This window comes from Citrobacter amalonaticus Y19, from assembly GCF_000981805.1.
Lineage (GTDB): Bacteria > Pseudomonadota > Gammaproteobacteria > Enterobacterales > Enterobacteriaceae > Citrobacter_A > Citrobacter_A amalonaticus_C.
Window position 1 is genome coordinate 4,510,253 of the sequence record NZ_CP011132.1, and the last position, 22,135, is coordinate 4,532,387.

At 52.8% G+C, this 22,135-nt stretch carries 14 protein-coding genes, 2 tRNA genes and 3 rRNA genes; 13 read left to right on the forward strand and 6 right to left on the reverse strand.

All coding sequences use genetic code 11. The features are described from left to right. Nucleotides 1-95: 95 nt before the first annotated feature. Both fadA and fadB read right to left on the reverse strand, forming a co-directional pair. On the reverse strand, nucleotides 96-1,259 hold the full coding sequence (fadA, locus tag F384_RS20825; protein WP_046493059.1) for an acetyl-CoA C-acyltransferase FadA: 1,164 nt from the start codon (nucleotides 1,257-1,259) through the stop codon (nucleotides 96-98). Between the two features lie 9 nt (nucleotides 1,260-1,268). Then, nucleotides 1,269-3,458 (reverse strand): fatty acid oxidation complex subunit alpha FadB, encoded by a 2,190-nt coding sequence (fadB, locus tag F384_RS20830; protein ID WP_046493061.1) that lies wholly within the window; start codon nucleotides 3,456-3,458, stop codon nucleotides 1,269-1,271. 189 nt (nucleotides 3,459-3,647) lie between these two features. On the opposite strand from fadB, the gene pepQ reads away from it, so the two are divergent. The 9 genes from pepQ (at nucleotide 3,648) to rrf (ending at nucleotide 13,294) form a co-directional block, all read left to right on the forward strand. Next, nucleotides 3,648-4,979 carry a Xaa-Pro dipeptidase gene (gene pepQ / locus F384_RS20835; protein WP_046493062.1) on the forward strand — a complete coding sequence of 444 codons (1,332 nt, stop codon included), beginning with the start codon at nucleotides 3,648-3,650 and terminating at the stop codon, nucleotides 4,977-4,979. Next, complete coding sequence (locus F384_RS20840) at nucleotides 4,979-5,593, forward strand: IMPACT family protein (RefSeq protein ID WP_046493064.1); 615 nt, start codon at nucleotides 4,979-4,981, stop codon at nucleotides 5,591-5,593. Before pepQ ends, F384_RS20840 begins: the two co-directional genes overlap by 1 nt. Before the next feature lie 38 nt (nucleotides 5,594-5,631). Further along, nucleotides 5,632-7,083, forward strand: coding sequence for a Trk system potassium transporter TrkH (gene trkH, locus F384_RS20845; RefSeq protein ID WP_046493066.1), 1,452 nt, complete (start codon nucleotides 5,632-5,634; stop codon nucleotides 7,081-7,083). A gap of 11 nt (nucleotides 7,084-7,094) precedes the next feature. Next, on the forward strand, nucleotides 7,095-7,640 hold the full coding sequence (gene hemG, locus F384_RS20850; RefSeq protein WP_046493069.1) for a menaquinone-dependent protoporphyrinogen IX dehydrogenase: 546 nt from the start codon (nucleotides 7,095-7,097) through the stop codon (nucleotides 7,638-7,640). A 378-nt stretch (nucleotides 7,641-8,018) separates the two neighbouring features. Then, nucleotides 8,019-9,560, forward strand: a 16S ribosomal RNA gene (locus F384_RS20855). 70 nt (nucleotides 9,561-9,630) lie between these two features. Next, nucleotides 9,631-9,707: transfer RNA gene (locus F384_RS20860), tRNA-Ile, on the forward strand. Nucleotides 9,708-9,820: 113 nt separating this feature from the next. Beyond that, nucleotides 9,821-9,896: transfer RNA gene (locus tag F384_RS20865), tRNA-Ala, on the forward strand. 179 nt (nucleotides 9,897-10,075) lie between these two features. Continuing rightward, nucleotides 10,076-12,980, forward strand: a 23S ribosomal RNA gene (locus tag F384_RS20870). A 198-nt stretch (nucleotides 12,981-13,178) separates the two neighbouring features. After that, a 5S ribosomal RNA gene (rrf, locus tag F384_RS20875) occupies nucleotides 13,179-13,294 on the forward strand. The 16S, 23S and 5S rRNA genes sit together here with 2 tRNA genes alongside, the layout of an rRNA operon. A 111-nt stretch (nucleotides 13,295-13,405) precedes the next feature. Here rrf and F384_RS20880 read toward each other — a convergent pair. The 3 genes from F384_RS20880 to mobA form a co-directional block, all read right to left on the reverse strand. Then, a protein-coding gene (locus F384_RS20880) for an IS3-like element ISSen4 family transposase (protein ID WP_096147877.1) occupies nucleotides 13,406-14,526 on the reverse strand; the annotation gives its coding sequence in 2 pieces (ribosomal slippage) (nucleotides 13,406-14,268 and nucleotides 14,268-14,526; 1,122 coding nt in all). A 178-nt stretch (nucleotides 14,527-14,704) separates the two neighbouring features. Further along, complete coding sequence (gene mobB, locus F384_RS20890; protein WP_046493071.1) at nucleotides 14,705-15,226, reverse strand: molybdopterin-guanine dinucleotide biosynthesis protein MobB; 522 nt, start codon at nucleotides 15,224-15,226, stop codon at nucleotides 14,705-14,707. Then, nucleotides 15,208-15,792: a molybdenum cofactor guanylyltransferase MobA gene (gene mobA / locus F384_RS20895; protein ID WP_080950002.1), complete on the reverse strand. Its 585-nt coding sequence runs from the start codon at nucleotides 15,790-15,792 to the stop codon at nucleotides 15,208-15,210. The genes mobB and mobA overlap by 19 nt, the downstream gene beginning before the upstream one ends. 69 nt (nucleotides 15,793-15,861) lie before the next feature. Between mobA and F384_RS20900 the strand changes: the two genes are divergently transcribed. From F384_RS20900 to dsbA, 3 genes are all read left to right on the forward strand, one after another. After that, nucleotides 15,862-16,131 (forward strand): YihD family protein, encoded by a 270-nt coding sequence (locus F384_RS20900; RefSeq protein WP_042325406.1) that lies wholly within the window; start codon nucleotides 15,862-15,864, stop codon nucleotides 16,129-16,131. Between the two features lie 76 nt (nucleotides 16,132-16,207). Further along, nucleotides 16,208-17,194 (forward strand): serine/threonine protein kinase, encoded by a 987-nt coding sequence (locus F384_RS20905; RefSeq protein ID WP_046493078.1) that lies wholly within the window; start codon nucleotides 16,208-16,210, stop codon nucleotides 17,192-17,194. Nucleotides 17,195-17,208: 14 nt separating this feature from the next. Then, the gene (dsbA, locus tag F384_RS20910; protein ID WP_042325410.1) at nucleotides 17,209-17,832 is read left to right on the forward strand and encodes a thiol:disulfide interchange protein DsbA; all 624 of its coding nucleotides are present in this window, start codon (nucleotides 17,209-17,211) and stop codon (nucleotides 17,830-17,832) included. Nucleotides 17,833-17,844: 12 nt separating this feature from the next. Here dsbA and F384_RS20915 read toward each other — a convergent pair whose 3' ends face one another. After that, nucleotides 17,845-18,780: an acyltransferase gene (locus F384_RS20915; RefSeq protein WP_046498475.1), complete on the reverse strand. Its 936-nt coding sequence runs from the start codon at nucleotides 18,778-18,780 to the stop codon at nucleotides 17,845-17,847. A gap of 364 nt (nucleotides 18,781-19,144) precedes the next feature. Between F384_RS20915 and polA the strand changes: the two genes are divergently transcribed. Beyond that, the gene (gene polA, locus F384_RS20920; RefSeq protein WP_046493082.1) at nucleotides 19,145-21,931 is read left to right on the forward strand and encodes a DNA polymerase I; all 2,787 of its coding nucleotides are present in this window, start codon (nucleotides 19,145-19,147) and stop codon (nucleotides 21,929-21,931) included. The last annotated feature ends 204 nt before the right edge of the window (nucleotides 21,932-22,135 follow it).

Consider the following 22,135-nt stretch of genomic DNA (forward strand, 5'->3'; position numbering starts at 1 on the left):
TTTGAGATAACACTGTTGTAGGCCGGGCAAGCGAAGCGCCCCCGGCAAACATGCCGGATGGCGACGCTGGCGCGTCTTATCCGGCCTACATGAACTTAAACCCGCTCAAACACCGTCGCGATCCCCTGACCCAACCCAATACACATCGTCGCCAGCCCGAACTGGACGTCCTTGCGTTCCATCAGGTTCAGCAGCGTGGTGCTGATACGCGCACCAGAGCAACCCAGCGGGTGACCGAGCGCGATCGCGCCGCCGTTAAGGTTGATCTTCTCGTCGATCTGTTCCATCAAACCCAGATCTTTAATGCACGGCAGGATCTGCGCAGCAAACGCTTCGTTCATCTCAAACAAACCGATATCGCTGACGGAAAGTCCCGCTTTTTTCAACGCCAGTTTTGATGCCGGAACCGGGCCGTATCCCATGATGGAAGGGTCACAACCCACCACGGCCATTGAGCGCACGCGGGCGCGTGGTTTCAGACCCAGCTCACGCGCACGACTTTCGCTCATCACCAGCATGGCGGCTGCGCCATCGGAGAGTGCGGAAGAGGTCCCTGCGGTGACCGTGCCGCTGACCGGGTCAAACGCCGGACGCAAGGTAGACAGCGTTTCAACCGTGGTTTCCGGACGGATCACTTCGTCGTAGTTAAACTGCTTCAGCACGCCATCGGCGTCATGACCGCCAGTCGGGATGAGTTCATTGTTAAACGCGCCGGACTGCGTTGCGGCCCAGGCGCGGGCGTGTGAACGTGCGGCAAAGGCATCCTGCATTTCACGGCTGATGCCGTGCAGGCGGGAGAGCATCTCTGCGGTCAGCCCCATCATGCCCGCCGCTTTGGCGACGTTGCGGCTCAGACCCGGATGGAAATCAACACCGTGGCTCATCGGCACATGACCCATATGCTCCACGCCACCCACCAGACAGGCCTGCGCATCGCCGGTCATGATCATTCGCGCCGCGTCATGCAATGCCTGCATGGAGGAACCGCACAGTCGGTTGACTGTCACCGCCGGAACGGAATGCGGAACTTCCGCCAGCAGCGCCGCGTTACGAGCGATGTTAAAGCCCTGCTCCAGCGTCTGCTGCACGCAGCCCCAGTAGATATCGTCAAGCGCTGCCGCTTCCAGCGCTGGATTTCGCGCCAGCAGGCTACGCATTAAATGCGCGGAGAGATCTTCCGCGCGCACATTGCGAAATGCGCCCCCTTTCGAACGGCCCATCGGGGTACGGATCGCATCAACAATTACAACCTGTTCCATTGTGACTCCTTAAGCCGTTTTCAGGTCGCCAACCGGACGGGCAGGCTCAACCGGGGGATAATACGGTTCGTTATGACGCGCTTTATTACGCAGACCTTCCGGAACGTCGTATAACGGACCGAGGTGCTGATACTGTTGCGCCATATCGAGATATTTCGCGCTGCCGATCGTATCCAGCCAGCGGAATGCGCCGCCGTGGAACGGAGGGAAACCCAGACCATAAACCAGCGCCATATCGGCCTCTGCCGGGCTGGCGATAATGCCTTCTTCGAGACAGCGCACCACTTCGTTGACCATTGGGATCATCATGCGGGCGATAATCTCTTCGTCGCTGAAATCCCGCTTCGCTTTACTGACGTCAGCCAGCAGGCCGTCAACGGTGGCATCCTCTTCTTTTTTCGGCTTACCTTTGCTGTCTTCTTTATAGCGCCAGAAACCCAGCCCGTTCTTCTGACCAAAACGACTGGCGTCAAACAGCGCATCAATCGCGTCGCGATAATCTTTTTGCATTCGCTGCGGGAAGCCTGCGGACATCACGGCCTGCGCGTGATGCGCAGTATCAATGCCCACGACATCAAGCAGGTAGGCCGGGCCCATCGGCCAGCCGAACTGCTTTTCCATCACCTTGTCGACTTTGCGGAAGTCCGCACCGTCGCGCAATAACTGACTGAATCCAGCGAAGTAAGGGAACAGCACACGGTTAACAAAGAAGCCTGGGCAGTCGTTGACCACGATCGGCGTTTTGCCCATTTTGCTGGCCCAGGCGACCACTTTCGCGATGGTTTCATCGGAGCTTTTCTCGCCACGAATGATCTCAACCAGCGGCATCCGGTGAACCGGATTAAAGAAGTGCATCCCGCAGAAATTTTCCGGACGCTTCAGGACGCTTGCCAGTTCGCTGATGGGAATGGTGGAGGTATTCGATGCCAGCACGGTGTCCGGGCGAACTTTATCTTCGGTTTCCGCCAGCACGGCTTTTTTCACTTTTGGATTTTCAACCACCGCTTCGACGACGACGTCGACACGCTCAAAACCGGCGTAGTCCAGCGTAGGATGAATGGTCGAAATCACGCCTGCCATCTTCAGACCGTCAATTTTGCCCCGCTCAAGCTGTTTGTTCAGCAGCTTCGCGGCTTCGGTCATCCCGAGGGTCAGGGATTTGTCGTTGATATCTTTCATGACAACCGGCACGCCTTTCCATGCCGACTGATACGCGATGCCGCCGCCCATAATGCCCGCGCCCAGCACAGCAGCCTGCTTTGGCGTCTCAACGTTTTTGGTCAGCGTCTTCGCTTTGCCTTTCACATACTGATCGTTAAGGAAAATACCGACCAGCGCGCGGGCTTCATTGGTGTGCGCCAGCGGGACAAAACTTTTGTTTTCCAGATTCAGCGCTTCTTCACGACCAAAGCGCGCGGCGGCCTCGATGGTTTTCACTGCGGTCATCGGAGCCGGGTAGTGTTTGCCTGCCGTTTGCGCGACCATGCCTTTAGCAATAGTAAAGCTCATGGTGGCTTCAATCTTGCTGAGCTTCAGCGGTTCCAGCTTCGGTTGACGCTTCGCTTTCCAGTCCAGATCGCCGTTGATGGCCTGACGTAATACCGCTGTTGCGCCCTCAATCAGCTTTTCTGCTTTCACAACGCCATCGACCAGGCCGATTTTCAGCGCCTGTTCGGCCCCAACGTCTTTACCGGCTGCAATGATTTCCAGCGCGCTGTCCGCGCCTAGCATGCGCGGCATACGTACGGAGCCGCCAAAGCCTGGCATGATGCCCAGCTTTGTTTCAGGCAGACCGATACGCAGATCCGGCGTCGCCAGACGATAATCGGTCGCCAGTACGCATTCGCAACCGCCGCCCAGCGCATAGCCGTTAACAGCAGAAAGGGTCGGGACCGGCAGATCTTCCAGACGGTTAAAGACGCTGTTGGCGAAATGCAACCACTGGCTGAGCTGTTCTTCGGGAACGAGAAACAGCGACAGGAATTCGGTGATATCCGCACCGACGATAAAGGCCGCTTTGTTCGAACGCAGCAGCAGCCCTTTTAAATCTGTTTGTTTTTCCAGTACGTCCAGCGCCTGGCCGAGGCTGGCGACGGTTGCCGTGTCGAGTTTGTTCACTGAGCCTGGGGCATCGAACACCAGTTCGGCGATGCCATCTTCCAGCCAGTCGAGGTACAGGTTGTCGCCTTTGTAAAGCATGTCAGTCTCCTGAATCCGCAAGGTGATCTGGTCATACCAGATGAAGCGAAGTGTGTATTTTATGTTAATAAAATGCAAATGACTGATTAAAGAAATGCCGATCCGATCACACCTGGCAGAAATCACGCTCTCTTGAATCGATGTGCTAAGATGCGGAGACTTGAGGTCGAAAAAACAGAAGGATAGAAAATGGAATCACTGGCCGCACTCTATAAAAATCATATCGTTACCTTACAAGAACGGACGCGTGATGCGCTGGAACGCTTTAAGCTTGATGCGCTACTTATTCACTCCGGCGAGCTGTTTAATGTTTTCCTCGACGATCATCCTTACCCGTTTAAGGTCAATCCACAGTTTAAAGCCTGGGTACCGGTGACTCAGGTGCCGAATTGCTGGTTGTTGGTTGATGGGGTGAACAAGCCCAAACTGTGGTTCTATCTGCCGGTCGACTACTGGCACAACGTTGAGCCGCTGCCGACTTCCTTCTGGACGGAAGACGTTGAGGTGATTGCCCTGCCGAAAGCGGATGGCATTGGCAGTCAACTGCCTGCCGCGCGCGGCAATATTGGTTATATCGGCCCGGTTCCGGAGCGTGCGCTACAGCTGGATATTGCGGCCAACAACATCAACCCGAAAGGGGTGATCGACTATCTGCATTATTACCGCGCCTACAAAACGGATTACGAACTGGCCTGCATGCGTGAAGCGCAGAAAATGGCAGTGAATGGTCACCGTGCGGCGGAAGAAGCCTTCCGTTCGGGGATGAGTGAGTTCGACATCAACCTGGCTTATCTGACCGCGACCGGTCATCGCGACACCGATGTGCCGTACAGCAATATCGTGGCGCTGAATGAGCATGCGTCGGTTCTGCATTACACGAAGCTGGATCATCAGGCGCCGTCTGAAATCCGCAGCTTCCTGCTGGATGCCGGCGCAGAGTACAACGGTTATGCCGCAGATCTGACCCGTACCTGGTCGGCAAAAAGCGACAATGAGTATGCGCAGTTAGTGAAAGATGTGAATGACGAACAGCTGGCGCTGATTGCCACCATGAAAGCGGGCGTCAGCTATGTGGATTATCACGTTCAGTTCCATCAGCGTATTGCGAAACTGCTGCGTAAACACCAAATCGTCACCGGCCTGAGTGAAGAAGCGATGGTCGAAAATGATCTCACCGGACCGTTTATGCCGCACGGTATCGGCCATCCGCTGGGTTTGCAGGTGCATGATGTTGCGGGCTTTATGCAGGATGACTCCGGTACGCATCTCGCCGCGCCGTCTAAATATCCGTATCTGCGCTGCACCCGTGTGCTCCAGCCAGGTATGGTGCTGACCATTGAACCGGGCTTTTACTTCATCGAATCGCTGCTCGCGCCGTGGCGTGAAGGGCAGTTCAGCAAACACTTCAACTGGCAGAAAATTGAAGCGCTGAAACCGTTTGGCGGTATTCGTATTGAAGACAACGTGGTGATCCACGAAAACAACGTTGAGAACATGACGCGGGATCTGAAACTGGCGTAATGGACAGTTGGTTAATTCCTGCGGCGCCGGTCACCGTTGTTGAAGAGATCAAAAAAAGCCGCTTCATTACGCTGCTGGCGCATACCGATGGCGTAGAGGCGGCAAAAGCGTTTGTGGAGTCAGTAAGAGCGGAGCACCCTGGCGCCCGTCACCATTGCGTGGCGTGGGTGGCGGGTGCGCCGGATGACTCACAACAACTGGGCTTTTCCGATGACGGTGAACCGGCGGGAACGGCAGGTAAGCCGATGCTCGCGCAGTTGATGGGCAGCGGCGTTGGGGAAATCACCGCCGTTGTGGTGCGCTACTACGGCGGAGTCTTGCTCGGCACTGGCGGACTGGTTAAAGCCTACGGCGGTGGCGTAAACCAGGCATTGCGTCAGTTGACGACGCAGCGCAAGACGCCATTAACCGAATATACTTTGCAGTGTGAGTACGCGCAGCTGGCTGGCGTTGAAGCACTTCTGGGCCAACATGACGGCAAAATCGTCGCCAGTGATTACCAGGCATTCATTCGGCTACGGGTGGCGCTTCCTTATGCGAAAGTGGATGAATTTTCAGCAAAGCTGGCGGATTTTAGTCGTGGTTCATTGCAATTGTTAGCGATTGAAGAATAATCCCCACCTCATTTTGAAGAACTAAGGAAGCGGCAGAGATGCATTTTCGCGCCATTACCCGAATCGTAGGACTGCTGGTCATCTTATTTTCGGGCACGATGATCCTCCCGGGGCTGGTAGCGCTTATCTATCGTGATGGGGCGGGACGCGCATTTACGCAAACCTTTTTTGCCGCGCTGGTGATTGGCTCCATGCTGTGGTGGCCGAACCGTCGTGAGAAAGGCGAACTGAAATCCCGCGAAGGGTTTTTGATCGTCGTGCTGTTCTGGACTGTGCTGGGCAGCGTGGGTGCGTTGCCCTTTATCTTTTCTGAAAGCCCGAACCTTACAATTACCGATGCGTTCTTCGAATCATTCTCCGGACTGACCACGACCGGCGCCACTACGCTGGTGGGGCTGGATTCGCTACCGCATGCGATCCTCTTTTATCGCCAGATGCTGCAATGGTTTGGCGGGATGGGGATCATTGTGCTGGCCGTCGCGATTCTGCCAATACTCGGTGTCGGTGGGATGCAGCTCTATCGTGCGGAAATGCCCGGACCGCTGAAAGATAACAAGATGCGCCCGCGTATTGCCGAGACGGCAAAAACGCTGTGGCTGATCTACGTCCTGCTGACGGTGGCCTGCGCACTGGCGCTATGGTTTGCCGGCATGCCGGCGTTTGACGCCATCGGACACAGTTTTGCCACAATCGCGATCGGCGGGTTTTCCACCCATGATGCCAGCGTGGGCTATTTCGACAGCCCAACGATTAACACCATTATTGCTATCTTCTTATTAATCTCCGGTTGTAACTACGGTCTGCACTTCTCATTACTGAGTGGCCGCAGCCTGAAAGTTTACTGGCGTGACCCCGAATTTCGCATGTTCATCGGCGTCCAACTGACGCTGGTGGTCATCTGCACATTAGTGCTCTGGTTCCATAACATCTATAGCTCCGCGCTGACTACGCTCAACCAGGCCTTTTTCCAGGTGGTGTCGATGGCGACCACGGCCGGATTTACGACCGACAGTATTGCGCGCTGGCCGCTTTTCCTGCCGGTACTGCTGTTATGCTCCGCGTTTATCGGTGGCTGTGCGGGATCAACGGGCGGGGGACTGAAGGTTATCCGTATCCTCTTGTTGTTCAAACAGGGGAACCGCGAGCTGAAGCGTCTGGTGCATCCCAATGCGGTCTATAGCATCAAGCTGGGGAATCGCGCGCTGCCGGAACGTATTCTGGAAGCGGTCTGGGGATTTTTCTCGGCGTATGCGCTGGTCTTCATTATCAGTATGTTGGCGATTATCGCGACCGGTGTGGACGATTTCTCCGCCTTTGCTTCCGTGGTGGCAACGCTGAACAACCTTGGGCCTGGGCTGGGCGTCGTGGCGGACAACTTTGCCAGTATGAATCCGGTGGCGAAATGGATCCTGATTGCCAACATGCTGTTCGGTCGTCTGGAAGTCTTCACTTTGCTGGTACTTTTTACCCCGACCTTCTGGCGTGAATAATGGAGTAACACGTGAAAACATTGATTCTTTTCTCATCCCGTGATGGGCAAACCCAGGAAATCGCCGCGTATCTGGCGTCAGAACTCAAAGAACTTGGCATCAGCACGGATGTGGTCAATCTGCATCGTACCGATGAACCTGACTGGGAACGCTATGATCGAGTGGTCATTGGCGCATCTATTCGTTATGGGCACTATCATTCTGCCTTCCTCGCGTTTGTGAAGAAACATGCAACACGACTGAATCGCATGCCCAGCGCGTTTTACTCCGTCAACCTGGTGGCGCGGAAACCGGAAAAGCGGACGCCGCAAACCAACAGCTACGCGCGTAAGTTTTTAATGAACTCGCAGTGGCGGCCAGACCGTTCTGCGGTTATCGCCGGGGCGCTACTCTATCCGCGCTATCGCTGGTATGACCGCATGATGATTCAACTCATTATGAAAATGTCGGGCGGCGAGACGGATACGCGTAAAGAAGTTATCTATACCGACTGGGCGCAGGTCGCGAGCTTTGCCCGAGAAATTGCTCAGTTAACCCCCGATTCGTTGGTTAAATAAACGTAAAGAATAAAAAATGCGCACTCGGAAGATTATTTTAAATTTCCCCTTGTCAGCCCGAAATTACTCCCTATAATGCGCCTCCACTGACACGGAACAACGGCACGCAAGCCGCCGGGTCAGCAGGGTTTCTCCGGAAATTCTGACAGAGAAAAGCAAAAATAAATGCTTGACTCTGAAGCGGGAAAGCGTATTATGCACACCCCGCGCCGCTGAGAAAAAGCGAAGCGGCACTGCTCTTTAACAATTTATCAGACAATCTGTGTGGGCACTCAAAGTGACATGGATTCTTAACGTCCTCGGACGAAAAATGAATACCAAGTCTCAAGAGTGAACACGTAATTCATTACGAAGTTTAATTCTTTGAGCATCAAACTTAAATTGAAGAGTTTGATCATGGCTCAGATTGAACGCTGGCGGCAGGCCTAACACATGCAAGTCGAACGGTAACAGGAAGCAGCTTGCTGCTTCGCTGACGAGTGGCGGACGGGTGAGTAATGTCTGGGAAACTGCCCGATGGAGGGGGATAACTACTGGAAACGGTAGCTAATACCGCATAACGTCGCAAGACCAAAGAGGGGGACCTTCGGGCCTCTTGCCATCGGATGTGCCCAGATGGGATTAGCTAGTTGGTGAGGTAACGGCTCACCAAGGCGACGATCCCTAGCTGGTCTGAGAGGATGACCAGCCACACTGGAACTGAGACACGGTCCAGACTCCTACGGGAGGCAGCAGTGGGGAATATTGCACAATGGGCGCAAGCCTGATGCAGCCATGCCGCGTGTATGAAGAAGGCCTTCGGGTTGTAAAGTACTTTCAGCGGGGAGGAAGGGGATGTGGTTAATAACCGCATCCATTGACGTTACCCGCAGAAGAAGCACCGGCTAACTCCGTGCCAGCAGCCGCGGTAATACGGAGGGTGCAAGCGTTAATCGGAATTACTGGGCGTAAAGCGCACGCAGGCGGTCTGTCAAGTCGGATGTGAAATCCCCGGGCTCAACCTGGGAACTGCATTCGAAACTGGCAGGCTTGAGTCTCGTAGAGGGGGGTAGAATTCCAGGTGTAGCGGTGAAATGCGTAGAGATCTGGAGGAATACCGGTGGCGAAGGCGGCCCCCTGGACGAAGACTGACGCTCAGGTGCGAAAGCGTGGGGAGCAAACAGGATTAGATACCCTGGTAGTCCACGCCGTAAACGATGTCTATTTGGAGGTTGTTCCCTTGAGGAGTGGCTTCCGGAGCTAACGCGTTAAATAGACCGCCTGGGGAGTACGGCCGCAAGGTTAAAACTCAAATGAATTGACGGGGGCCCGCACAAGCGGTGGAGCATGTGGTTTAATTCGATGCAACGCGAAGAACCTTACCTGGTCTTGACATCCACAGAACTTGGCAGAGATGCCTTGGTGCCTTCGGGAACTGTGAGACAGGTGCTGCATGGCTGTCGTCAGCTCGTGTTGTGAAATGTTGGGTTAAGTCCCGCAACGAGCGCAACCCTTATCCTTTGTTGCCAGCGGTCCGGCCGGGAACTCAAAGGAGACTGCCAGTGATAAACTGGAGGAAGGTGGGGATGACGTCAAGTCATCATGGCCCTTACGACCAGGGCTACACACGTGCTACAATGGCATATACAAAGAGAAGCGACCTCGCGAGAGTAAGCGGACCTCATAAAGTATGTCGTAGTCCGGATTGGAGTCTGCAACTCGACTCCATGAAGTCGGAATCGCTAGTAATCGTGGATCAGAATGCCACGGTGAATACGTTCCCGGGCCTTGTACACACCGCCCGTCACACCATGGGAGTGGGTTGCAAAAGAAGTAGGTAGCTTAACCTTCGGGAGGGCGCTTACCACTTTGTGATTCATGACTGGGGTGAAGTCGTAACAAGGTAACCGTAGGGGAACCTGCGGTTGGATCACCTCCTTACCTGAAAGAACCTTTCCTTTGCAGTGTCCACACAGATTGTCTGATGAAAAACGAGCAGTAAAACCTCTACAGGCTTGTAGCTCAGGTGGTTAGAGCGCACCCCTGATAAGGGTGAGGTCGGTGGTTCAAGTCCACTCAGGCCTACCAGATTTTCCCTGAATACTGCGTTGTGAAACGACTCGCATACTTTAGTATGCTTCGCCATTCCACGCCTTGTCTCAGGAAAAATTATCGGTACAGAGGTTCTGACTACACTGTATGGGGCTATAGCTCAGCTGGGAGAGCGCCTGCTTTGCACGCAGGAGGTCTGCGGTTCGATCCCGCATAGCTCCACCATACTGTAGAACGTAATCAAGAAAACTTCAGAGTGTACCTGAAAAGGTGCACTGCGAAGTTTTGCTCTTTAAAAATCTGGATCAAGCTGAAAATTGAAACGACACACAGTCAATGTGTGTTCGAGTCTCTCAAATTTTCGCAACACTGACGGTGTTTTACGAAACATCTTCGGGTTGTGAGGTTAAGCGACTAAGCGTACACGGTGGATGCCCTGGCAGTCAGAGGCGATGAAGGACGTGCTAATCTGCGAAAAGCGTCGGTAAGGTGATATGAACCGTTATAGCCGGCGATGTCCGAATGGGGAAACCCAGTGCAATTCGTTGCACTATCGTTAAGTGAATACATAGCTTAACGAGGCGAACCGGGGGAACTGAAACATCTAAGTACCCCGAGGAAAAGAAATCAACCGAGATTCCCCCAGTAGCGGCGAGCGAACGGGGAGCAGCCCAGAGCCTGAATCAGCATGTGTGTTAGTGGAACGGTCTGGAAAGGCCGGCGATACAGGGTGACAGCCCCGTACACAAAAGTGCATGTGTTGTGAGCTCGATGAGTAGGGCGGGACACGTGGTATCCTGTCTGAATATGGGGGGACCATCCTCCAAGGCTAAATACTCCTGACTGACCGATAGTGAACCAGTACCGTGAGGGAAAGGCGAAAAGAACCCGGCGAGGGGAGTGAAAAAGAACCTGAAACCGTGTACGTACAAGCAGTGGGAGCCTCTTTTATGGGGTGACTGCGTACCTTTTGTATAATGGGTCAGCGACTTATATTCTGTAGCAAGGTTAACCGAATAGGGGAGCCGAAGGGAAACCGAGTCTTAACTGGGCGTTAAGTTGCAGGGTATAGACCCGAAACCCGGTGATCTAGCCATGGGCAGGTTGAAGGTTGGGTAACACTAACTGGAGGACCGAACCGACTAATGTTGAAAAATTAGCGGATGACTTGTGGCTGGGGGTGAAAGGCCAATCAAACCGGGAGATAGCTGGTTCTCCCCGAAAGCTATTTAGGTAGCGCCTCGTGAACTCATCTTCGGGGGTAGAGCACTGTTTCGGCTAGGGGGTCATCCCGACTTACCAACCCGATGCAAACTGCGAATACCGAAGAATGTTATCACGGGAGACACACGGCGGGTGCTAACGTCCGTCGTGAAGAGGGAAACAACCCAGACCGCCAGCTAAGGTCCCAAAGTCATGGTTAAGTGGGAAACGATGTGGGAAGGCTCAGACAGCCAGGATGTTGGCTTAGAAGCAGCCATCATTTAAAGAAAGCGTAATAGCTCACTGGTCGAGTCGGCCTGCGCGGAAGATGTAACGGGGCTAAACCATGCACCGAAGCTGCGGCAGCGACACTATGTGTTGTTGGGTAGGGGAGCGTTCTGTAAGCCTGCGAAGGTGTGCTGTGAGGCATGCTGGAGGTATCAGAAGTGCGAATGCTGACATAAGTAACGATAAAGCGGGTGAAAAGCCCGCTCGCCGGAAGACCAAGGGTTCCTGTCCAACGTTAATCGGGGCAGGGTGAGTCGACCCCTAAGGCGAGGCCGAAAGGCGTAGTCGATGGGAAACAGGTTAATATTCCTGTACTTGGTGTTACTGCGAAGGGGGGACGGAGAAGGCTATGTTGGCCGGGCGACGGTTGTCCCGGTTTAAGCGTGTAGGTGTGTGTTCCAGGTAAATCCGGTTCACTTTAACACTGAGGCGTGATGACGAGGCACTACGGTGCTGAAGTAACAAATGCCCTGCTTCCAGGAAAAGCCTCTAAGCATCAGGTAACATCAAATCGTACCCCAAACCGACACAGGTGGTCAGGTAGAGAATACCAAGGCGCTTGAGAGAACTCGGGTGAAGGAACTAGGCAAAATGGTGCCGTAACTTCGGGAGAAGGCACGCTGATGGTAGGTGAAGCGACTTGCTCGTGGAGCTGAAATCAGTCGAAGATACCAGCTGGCTGCAACTGTTTATTAAAAACACAGCACTGTGCAAACACGAAAGTGGACGTATACGGTGTGACGCCTGCCCGGTGCCGGAAGGTTAATTGATGGGGTTATCCTTAGGGAGAAGCTCTTGATCGAAGCCCCGGTAAACGGCGGCCGTAACTATAACGGTCCTAAGGTAGCGAAATTCCTTGTCGGGTAAGTTCCGACCTGCACGAATGGCGTAATGATGGCCAGGCTGTCTCCACCCGAGACTCAGTGAAATTGAACTCGCTGTGAAGATGCAGTGTACCCGCGGCAAGACGGAAAGACCCCGTGAACCTTTACTATAGCTTGACACTGAACACTGGTCCTTGATGTGTAGGATAGGTGGGAGGCTTTGAAGTGTGGACGCCAGTCTGCATGGAGCCAACCTTGAAATACCACCCTTTAATGGCTGGTGTTCTAACGTGGGCCCGTAATCCGGGTTGCGGACAGTGTCTGGTGGGTAGTTTGACTGGGGCGGTCTCCTCCTAAAGAGTAACGGAGGAGCACGAAGGTTAGCTAATCCTGGTCGGACATCAGGAGGTTAGTGCAAAGGCATAAGCTAGCTTGACTGCGAGCGTGACGGCGCGAGCAGGTGCGAAAGCAGGTCTTAGTGATCCGGTGGTTCTGAATGGAAGGGCCATCGCTCAACGGATAAAAGGTACTCCGGGGATAACAGGCTGATACCGCCCAAGAGTTCATATCGACGGCGGTGTTTGGCACCTCGATGTCGGCTCATCACATCCTGGGGCTGAAGTAGGTCCCAAGGGTATGGCTGTTCGCCATTTAAAGTGGTACGCGAGCTGGGTTTAGAACGTCGTGAGACAGTTCGGTCCCTATCTGCCGTGGGCGCTGGAGAATTGAGGGGGGCTGCTCCTAGTACGAGAGGACCGGAGTGGACGCATCACTGGTGTTCGGGTTGTCATGCCAATGGCACTGCCCGGTAGCTAAATGCGGAAAAGATAAGTGCTGAAAGCATCTAAGCACGAAACTTGCCCCGAGATGAGTTCTCCCTGACCCTTTAAGGGTCCTGAAGGAACGTTGAAGACGACGACGTTGATAGGCCGGGTGTGTAAGCGCAGCGATGCGTTGAGCTAACCGGTACTAATGAACCGTGAGGCTTAACCTTACAACGCCGAAGCTGTTTTGGCGGATTTGAGAGAATATTTTCAGCTTAGATTCAGACGCAAGTGCGCAATAGTTTGCACAGCAGCAAGGCGGCAAGCGAAGTAAAGGAAGGAGCATACAAAGGTATGTGACTGAGTTTACGAGAGCAGCCAACGCGGCTGATGTGATAAATTATTGCGTACAGAGCACCAAGAATTTGCCTGGCGGCTGTAGCGCGGTGGTCCCACCTGACCCCATGCCGAACTCAGAAGTGAAACGCCGTAGCGCCGATGGTAGTGTGGGGTCTCCCCATGTGAGAGTAGGGAACTGCCAGGCATCAAACAGTGAAAAAGCCCATCCTGACGGATGGGCTTTTTTGCGTCGGTGCACCACGGAAAATGCCGGATGGCGGCTTCGTTGACCTGCCCCCACGATTAGATACAACACTCAGTTAGTAACGTCGGAATCTTCATTCTCAGAATGACCCTTTCTCCAGCCCGCTGCAAATTCAGACGGTGTCTGATAATTCAGCGTGGAGTGCGGGCGGCATTCGTTATAATCCTGCCGCCAGTCATTAATAATTTTCCTGGCATGAACGATATCGCTGAACCAGTGCTCATTCAAACATTCATCGCGAAATCGTCCGTTAAAGCTCTCAATAAATCCGTTCTGCGTTGGCTTGCCCGGCTGGATTAAGCGCAACTCAACACCATGCTCAAAGGCCCATTGATCCAGTGCACGGCAAGTGAACTCCGGCCCCTGGTCAGTTCTTATCGTCGCCGGATAGCCTCGAAACAGTGCAATGCTGTCCAGAATACGCGTGACCTGAACGCCTGAAATCCCAAAGGCAACAGTGACCGTCAGGCATTCCTTTGTGAAATCATCGACGCAGGTAAGACACTTGATCCTGCGACCGGTGGAAAGTGCGTCCATGACGAAATCCATCGACCAGGTCAGATTGGGCGCCGCCGGACGGAGCAGCGGCAGACGTTCTGTTGCCAGCCCTTTACGACGTCTTCTGCGTTTTACGCCCAGGCCACTGAGGTGATAAAGCCGGTACACGCGCTTATGATTAACATGAAGCCCTTCACGGCGCAGCAACTGCCAAATACGACGGTAGCCAAAACGCCTGCGCTCCAGTGCCAGCTCAGTGATGCGCCCTGATAAATGCGCATCAGCAGCCGGACGGTGAGCCTCATAGCGGCAGGTCGACAGGGATAAACCTGTAAGCCTGCAGGCACGACGTTGCGACAGACCGGTCGCATCACACATCAACATCACGGCTTCCCGCTTCTGGTCTGTCGTCAGTACTTTCGCCCAAGAGCCACCTGAAGCGCCTCTTTATCCAGCATGGCTTCGGCAAGCAGCTTCTTGAGTCTGGCGTTCTCTTCCTCAAGCGACTTCAGGCGCTTAACTTCAGGCACCTCCATACCGCCATACTTCTTACGCCAGATGTAAAACGTGGCATCGGAAATGGCATGCTTGCGGCAGAGTTCACGGGCGGGTACCCCAGCTTCGGCTTCGCGGAGAATACTGATGATCTGTTCGTCGGAAAAACGCTTCTTCATGGGGATGTCCTCATGTGGCTTATGAAGACATTACTAACATCGGGGTGTACTAATCAACGGGGAGCAGGTCATCGTCTTATCCGGCCTACATGAATCCTTACCTGGCCGGATAGCGGCGTTTTATCCGACTTGTAGGCCTGATAAGCGCAGCGCCATCAGGCAATCCAAATAGCACGGCTCATAAACTCCGCATCCATTGCTCAATGAAATCAGCGAGTTGCTCAACATCATTGATATCTAATTGCGGAACATCAATCCTTAATGGCATATCGCTGGCAACGGCAATCACATGTGCATCAATCATCAGTTCTTCCTGAGTGTGCCCGGTCCCCTCGCGAAACAACACAATCTTCGCGATGTCCTCATGCTTAAACCCTTCTACCAGAATCAAATCCAACGTTGAGGTATCCATTCTGCTGGCCAGAAATGCGAGATCCAGTTCCTCTTCATCCGGTGTTTCAGTCATCAATGCCCAACGTTGCTGACTGGCGACCAGCGTTTGCGCAGCCCCCGCTTTGCGCAGCTCGTAGCTGTCTTTGCCCGGCTTATCCACATCCATATCGTGATGCGTATGCTTGATAAGCCCAGGACGAATCCCCCTGGCGCACAATTCCGGGATCAACTTTTTGAGCAGCGTCGTTTTTCCCGTTCCGCTCCACGCGGCGATAGCCAGGAGAGGGATCATTGTTTTTCCTGCCATTTATCGAGTTCCTCAAGGGTATTCACATTCACAAACGCGTCCTTGCAGTCGCTGAAGTCAACGGCATGTCCACCGGCCTGACGCATAAAAACCATTACCCGCCGCTCGCCAGACTGCAGGTAGGTCTGCAAAAACGGCTGAACCGAGCGGTGAACCAGCGCAATGGTGGGATGATCCCGTTCACCATCGTGCACCCATACCACCGGTGCCTGATTGCGTTGGGCCCTTAATCGGGCAACCAGCGTCTGCGGGATAAAAGGGGTGTCACAGGGGCAAAACAGAAACCAGTCGTCTCTCTCCTGTTGGAAAACAGAAAGCATACCCGCCAGAGGACCAGGAAAATCTGCTATCACATCTGAAATGACCTTCAGGCCGCCAGAGCGATAAATATCCTGATGGCGATTGGCATTCACAACCACCGTCTCCAGTTGCGATAACAGCGTATCAGCGACATGTTTCCACAGTGGTTTTCCTTTAAGTTCAAGCAGGCCTTTATCAATGCCGCCCATCCGCCTGGCCTTTCCGCCAGCGAGTACAACCCCTGTTATTGCACTATCCTGATTCACTGATATCGCCTCTTTTATTGTGGGATTGACCCTGCTAACGTGTCTGTATCAAGAGTAAGGAGCACGACCATGAAATGTAAACGCCTGAATGAAGTTATTGAACTCCTCCAGCCAGCCTGGCAAAAAGAGCCCGACCTTAACCTGATGCAATTTTTGCAGAAACTGGCGAAAGAGTCAGGTTTTGACGGTGAACTGGCGGATTTAACCGACGACATTCTGATCTATCACCTGAAAATGCGCGACTCTGCAAAAGACGCTGTTATTCCTGGTATCCAGAAAGACTACGAGGAAGATTTCAAAACGGCGCTGCTACGCGCCCGTGGCGTAATTAAAGAGTAAAAGCTTGTAAGCGGGGCCACCGAAGTGGTTATGAAATGATATCCTGAATCATTCGACGTATTTTCCGGATGATGGGATGAACAACAACGCTTTCAATTTCCAGACATTACACCCGGATACCATCATGGATGCGCTGTTTGAGCAGGGGATCCGGGTGGATTCTGGTCTTACCCCGCTTAACAGCTATGAAAACCGTGTCTACCAGTTTCAGGATGAAGACCGTCAGCGCTTTGTCGTCAAATTTTATCGTCCTGAGCGCTGGTCGGTTGATCAGATTCTGGAAGAGCACCAGTTTGCAATTGAACTGCTTGAAGATGAAGTCCCGGTTGCTGCACCGCTGGCTTTTAGTGGTCAGACGCTGTTGTCGCATCAGGGGTTCCACTACGCGATTTTTCCAAGCGTAGGCGGTCGACAGTTCGAAGCGGACAACATCGATCAAATGGAAGCTGTGGGCCGTTATCTGGGACGTCTGCATCTGACCGGTCGCAAGCGGCCATTTACCTGGCGACCAACCATTGGGCTGGACGAATACCTCGTCGAGCCGCGTAAACTCTTCGAGTATGCTCAACTCATTCCGTCAGGGCAAAAGGCTGCTTTTCTGAAGGCGACGGATGCGCTGATTGTGGCCGTCACTGACCGGTGGCATACGAATTTTGACATGTTACGTCTACACGGCGACTGCCACGCCGGGAATATCCTCTGGCGCGATGGGCCGCTGTTTGTCGATTTAGATGATTCCCGCAACGGTCCTGCTATTCAGGATCTGTGGATGCTTCTTAATGGTGATAAAGCTGAGCAACGTATGCAGCTTGAGTCGATTATTGAAGCTTATGAAGAAGTTAATGAGTTCGAAATTTCTGAAATTGAACTGATTGAACCTTTACGTGCTATGCGTTTGGTTTATTATCTTGCCTGGCTGATGCGTCGTTGGGACGATCCTGCGTTCCCTAAAAACTTCCCGTGGTTAACCGGGGAAGATTACTGGCAACGACAGACCGCGACATTTATCGAGCAGGCAAAAATTCTGCAAGAACCCCCATTACAATTAACACCTATGTATTAATCGGAGACGTAATCATGAAAAAGATTTGGCTGGCGCTGGCTGGTATGGTTTTGGCTTTTAGCGCATCGGCAGCGCAATTCGAGGATGGTAAGCAGTATACCACCCTGGAAAAGCCCGTTGCCGGTGAACCACAGGTGTTGGAGTTCTTCTCTTTCTATTGCCCACACTGCTATCAGTTTGAAGAAGTTCTTCATGTTTCTGAAAATGTGAAGAAAAAACTTCCGGAAGGCGTCAAGATGACCAAATACCACGTTGAGTTCCTGGGCCCATTGGGCAAGGATCTGACACAAGCGTGGGCCGTCGCGATGGCACTGGGTGTCGAAGATAAAGTGACTGTGCCGATGTTTGAAGGTGTACAGAAAACCCAGACCGTACAGAGCGTTGCGGATATCCGCAAAGTGTTCGTGGATGCCGGCATTAAAGGCGAAGATTACGATGCGGCGTGGAACAGCTTTGTCGTGAAATCACTGGTTGCGCAGCAGGAAAAAGCCGCTGCCGATCTGCAACTGCAGGGCGTTCCGGCGATGTTTGTTAACGGCAAATATCAGGTGAATCCGCAGGGCATGGATACCAGCAGCATGGATATCTTTGTTCAGCAATATGCGGACACGGTGAAATACCTGGTCGGTAAGAAATAAAAGCAGCGCCGGTCAGCGACCGGCGTTTTTATTTGTCGCTTTAATCTCTTCTATTAGCGCGTCTTTTTCGCTCCACAGCGTATTCAGCCACTGCTGAAAACGGCGCTTAAATCCTTTATCGTTAACGTAATCACCGTGCAGTTCTTCCTTAATGGGTTGCATATCCACGCGAACCACAATGCGCGTCAGTTTCCCGCTCAGCATATCGAAGAATGGCGTCTGGTCGTTTTCTGGATAGCACAGCGTAACATTAAGTAATTTATCGAATTGCGAACCTAACACGTTCAGCGCCATTGCGATGCCTGCGGCTTTTGGCGGTAACAGATGCTTATACGGTGAGCGAGTCTGCTGACGTTTTTCTTCAGTAAAGCGAGAGCCTTCGACGAAATTGACGATCGTGGTGGGATGTGCGCGAAATTTCTCGCAGGACCGGCGGGTGGTCTCAACATCTTTACCGCGACGTTCGGGATGGCGCAGGAGATACGCGCGTGAGTAACGTTTCATAAACGGCATATCCAGCGCCCAGCAGGCGAGGCCGATAAAGGGTACCCAGGCCAGTTGCTGTTTGAGGAAATACTTATTCATGGGAATGTGTTTACGGAAGAGCACACACAGCACCACGATGTCTGCCCAGCTGTGGTGATTACACACCAGCAGATACCAGTTTTTCTTGCTTAGCCCTTCCAGACCCTGAACATCCCATTTCAACCACGGGTTGAGATGCAGCAGCAGGGCGAGCCCTTCACACCAGCAGTACATCATGAAATTACAAAACAGCGATACCTTGCGCCAGACGAAAGGAACGGGTAGCAGGAGCTTTACCAGTCCGGCAAGAATGATCGGTACAGAGCACAAAATCGTGACCACAATGGTCAATGTGATGCTCAGCAACAGGGTGACTGTAGCGAGCAATCTCGCCATGATTAAATTATTCAAAGGATTAGCCATAAACAGTACGCTAAAGTCGCGCAAGGGGGCTGATTTTATCAGAAAATGACTCAAATGACGGTTCTTCACGACAGAGAAAAACACGCCATATCTATCCACATTCCGTAATTCAATGAAAATATAAAGGGTTTATTTTGTCGTTTTTATAACTAACTGAAATTAAACAATATAATAAATAATGGTTAAAGCATTGATTTGAAATTAATGTGATGAAAATTAATTATGCACAAAGTTATCCACAAGCGGCTTTGCGAGCGATCCAGAAGATCTACAAAAGATTTACGACAAATGTGGTGAAAAACTCATGTTTTCATCCCGTCTGTGGCATCCTTTATCCATAATCTGATAAACAGGCACGGACATTATGGTTCAGATCCCAGAAAACCCACTTATCCTTGTAGATGGCTCCTCTTATCTCTATCGCGCATACCATGCGTTTCCGCCGCTGACCAATAGCGCAGGTGAACCGACAGGCGCGATGTACGGTGTCCTCAATATGCTGCGCAGCCTGATCCTGCAGTATCAGCCAACGCATGCCGCAGTGGTATTTGATGCCAAGGGTAAAACCTTCCGTGACGAATTATTTGAGCATTACAAATCGCATCGCCCGCCAATGCCGGACGATCTGCGGGCGCAGATCGAACCGCTGCATGCGATGGTGAAAGCGATGGGGCTGCCGCTTCTGGCCGTATCCGGCGTGGAAGCGGACGATGTTATTGGCACCCTGGCGCGCGAAGCAGAAAAAGTAGGGCGCCCGGTGCTGATCAGTACCGGTGATAAAGATATGGCTCAGCTGGTCACGCCAAACATCACACTCATCAATACCATGACTAACACCATTCTTGGTCCGGATGAGGTTGTGACGAAATACGGCGTGCCACCCGAACTGATCATCGATTTCCTGGCGTTGATGGGCGATTCCTCCGATAACATTCCGGGCGTGCCGGGCGTTGGGGAAAAGACCGCTCAGGCGCTGTTACAGGGGCTGGGCGGCCTGGATACGCTTTACGCTGAGACAGATAAAATTGCCGGGTTGACGTTCCGTGGTGCGAAAACCATGGCGGGTAAACTTGAGCAAAATAAAGAGGTTGCCTACCTCTCCTATAAACTGGCGACGATCAAAACAGACGTTGAGCTGGAACTGACCTGCGAACAGCTGGAAGTACAACAGCCACAGGCTGACGAACTGGTAGAGCTGTTTAAAAAGTATGAGTTCAAACGCTGGACCGCCGATGTTGAAGCAGGCAAGTGGCTTCAGGCGAAAGGGGCGAAACCGGCGGCAAAACCGCAGGAGACGATCGTCGTTGATGACGCACAGGAAGAAGCCGCTGCCGTACTTTCCTACGATAACTACGTGACCATTCTTGATGAGCCGACGCTGGAAACGTGGATTGCGAAGCTGAAAAAAGCGCCCGTGTTTGCCTTCGATACCGAAACCGACAGTCTGGATAACATCTCTGCCAATCTGGTGGGGCTCTCATTCGCCATTGAGCCGGGCGTGGCGGCTTATGTGCCCGTGGCGCATGACTATCTGGATGCGCCGGATCAAATCTCCCGCGACCGCGCGCTGGCGATGCTCAAGCCGCTGCTGGAAGATGAAAACGCGCGTAAGGTCGGACAAAACCTGAAGTACGATCGCGGCATTCTGGCGAATTATGACATCGAACTGCGTGGCATCGCTTTTGATACCATGCTCGAATCGTACATTCTGAACAGTGTTGCCGGACGTCACGATATGGACAGCCTGTCCGATCGCTGGCTGAAGCACAAAACCATCACCTTCGAAGAGATTGCGGGTAAAGGGAAGAACCAACTGACCTTTAATCAGATCGCGCTGGAAGAGGCCGGGCGTTACGCGGCAGAAGATGCTGATGTCACCTTGCAACTGCATTTGAAAATGTGGCCAGAACTGCAGCAGCATAAAGGGCCGTTGAATGTTTTTGAAAACATCGAAATGCCGCTGGTACCGGTGTTATCTCGCGTAGAGCGTAACGGCGTGAAGATAGACCCAGCGGTGCTGCATAAGCACTCCGAGGAGATCACCCTGCGTCTGGCGGAGCTGGAACAGAAAGCGCATGACATCGCAGGAGAAGTGTTTAACCTCTCTTCAACTAAGCAGTTGCAGACGATCCTGTTCGAAAAACAGGGCATTAAGCCACTGAAGAAAACCCCAGGCGGCGCGCCATCGACGTCTGAAGAGGTGCTGGAAGAGTTGGCGCTGGATTACCCGCTGCCTAAAGTGATTCTTGAGTATCGTGGTCTGGCGAAGCTGAAATCGACCTACACCGACAAACTGCCGCTGATGATCAACCCAAAAACCGGGCGTGTGCATACGTCGTATCATCAGGCCGTGACTGCGACGGGCCGCTTGTCATCGACCGATCCAAACCTGCAAAACATTCCGGTACGTAATGAGGAAGGACGTCGTATCCGCCAGGCATTTATCCCGCCGAAGGATTACCTGATTGTTTCTGCAGACTACTCGCAGATCGAACTGCGAATTATGGCGCACCTGTCACGCGACAACGGTCTGCTGACGGCGTTTGCCGAAGGAAAGGACATTCACCGCGCCACCGCCGCAGAAGTATTTGGTCTGCCGCTGGAGACGGTGACCAGTGAACAGCGTCGCAGCGCGAAGGCGATCAACTTTGGTCTGATCTACGGCATGAGCGCATTCGGTCTGGCACGTCAGCTGAATATTCCGCGTAAAGAAGCACAGAAGTACATGGACCTTTATTTCGAACGTTATCCTGGCGTCCTGGAGTACATGGAACGCACTCGCGCTCAGGCGAAAGAGCAGGGCTATGTTGAAACGCTGGAAGGTCGTCGCCTGTATCTGCCGGATATCAAATCCAGCAACGGTGCGCGTCGTGCTGGCGCTGAGCGTGCGGCGATTAACGCCCCAATGCAGGGAACCGCAGCCGATATCATCAAACGGGCGATGATTGCGGTTGATGGCTGGCTGGAAACGGAGAAACCTCGCGTGCGTATGATCATGCAGGTGCACGATGAACTGGTATTTGAAGTACACAAAGACGACCTGGACGCGGCAGCGAAAAAGATCCATCAGTTGATGGAAAATTGCACGCGCATTGATGTGCCGCTGCTGGTGGAAGTCGGAAGTGGTGAAAACTGGGATCAGGCGCACTAAGTGACCGCTGAATAACGCGCTTTTTTCGTAATTAAGCAACATAAGTGCGCGCGTTTTGTGATGGGTATTGGAATTACCTATGTAAAGGATGAAAAAAAATTACAAAAAGTGCTTTCTGAGTCGCTCAAAAAAGAGTAAAGTTATTTGCGTAGGGTACAGAGGTAAGATGTTCTATCTTTCAGACCTTTTACTTCACGTAATCGG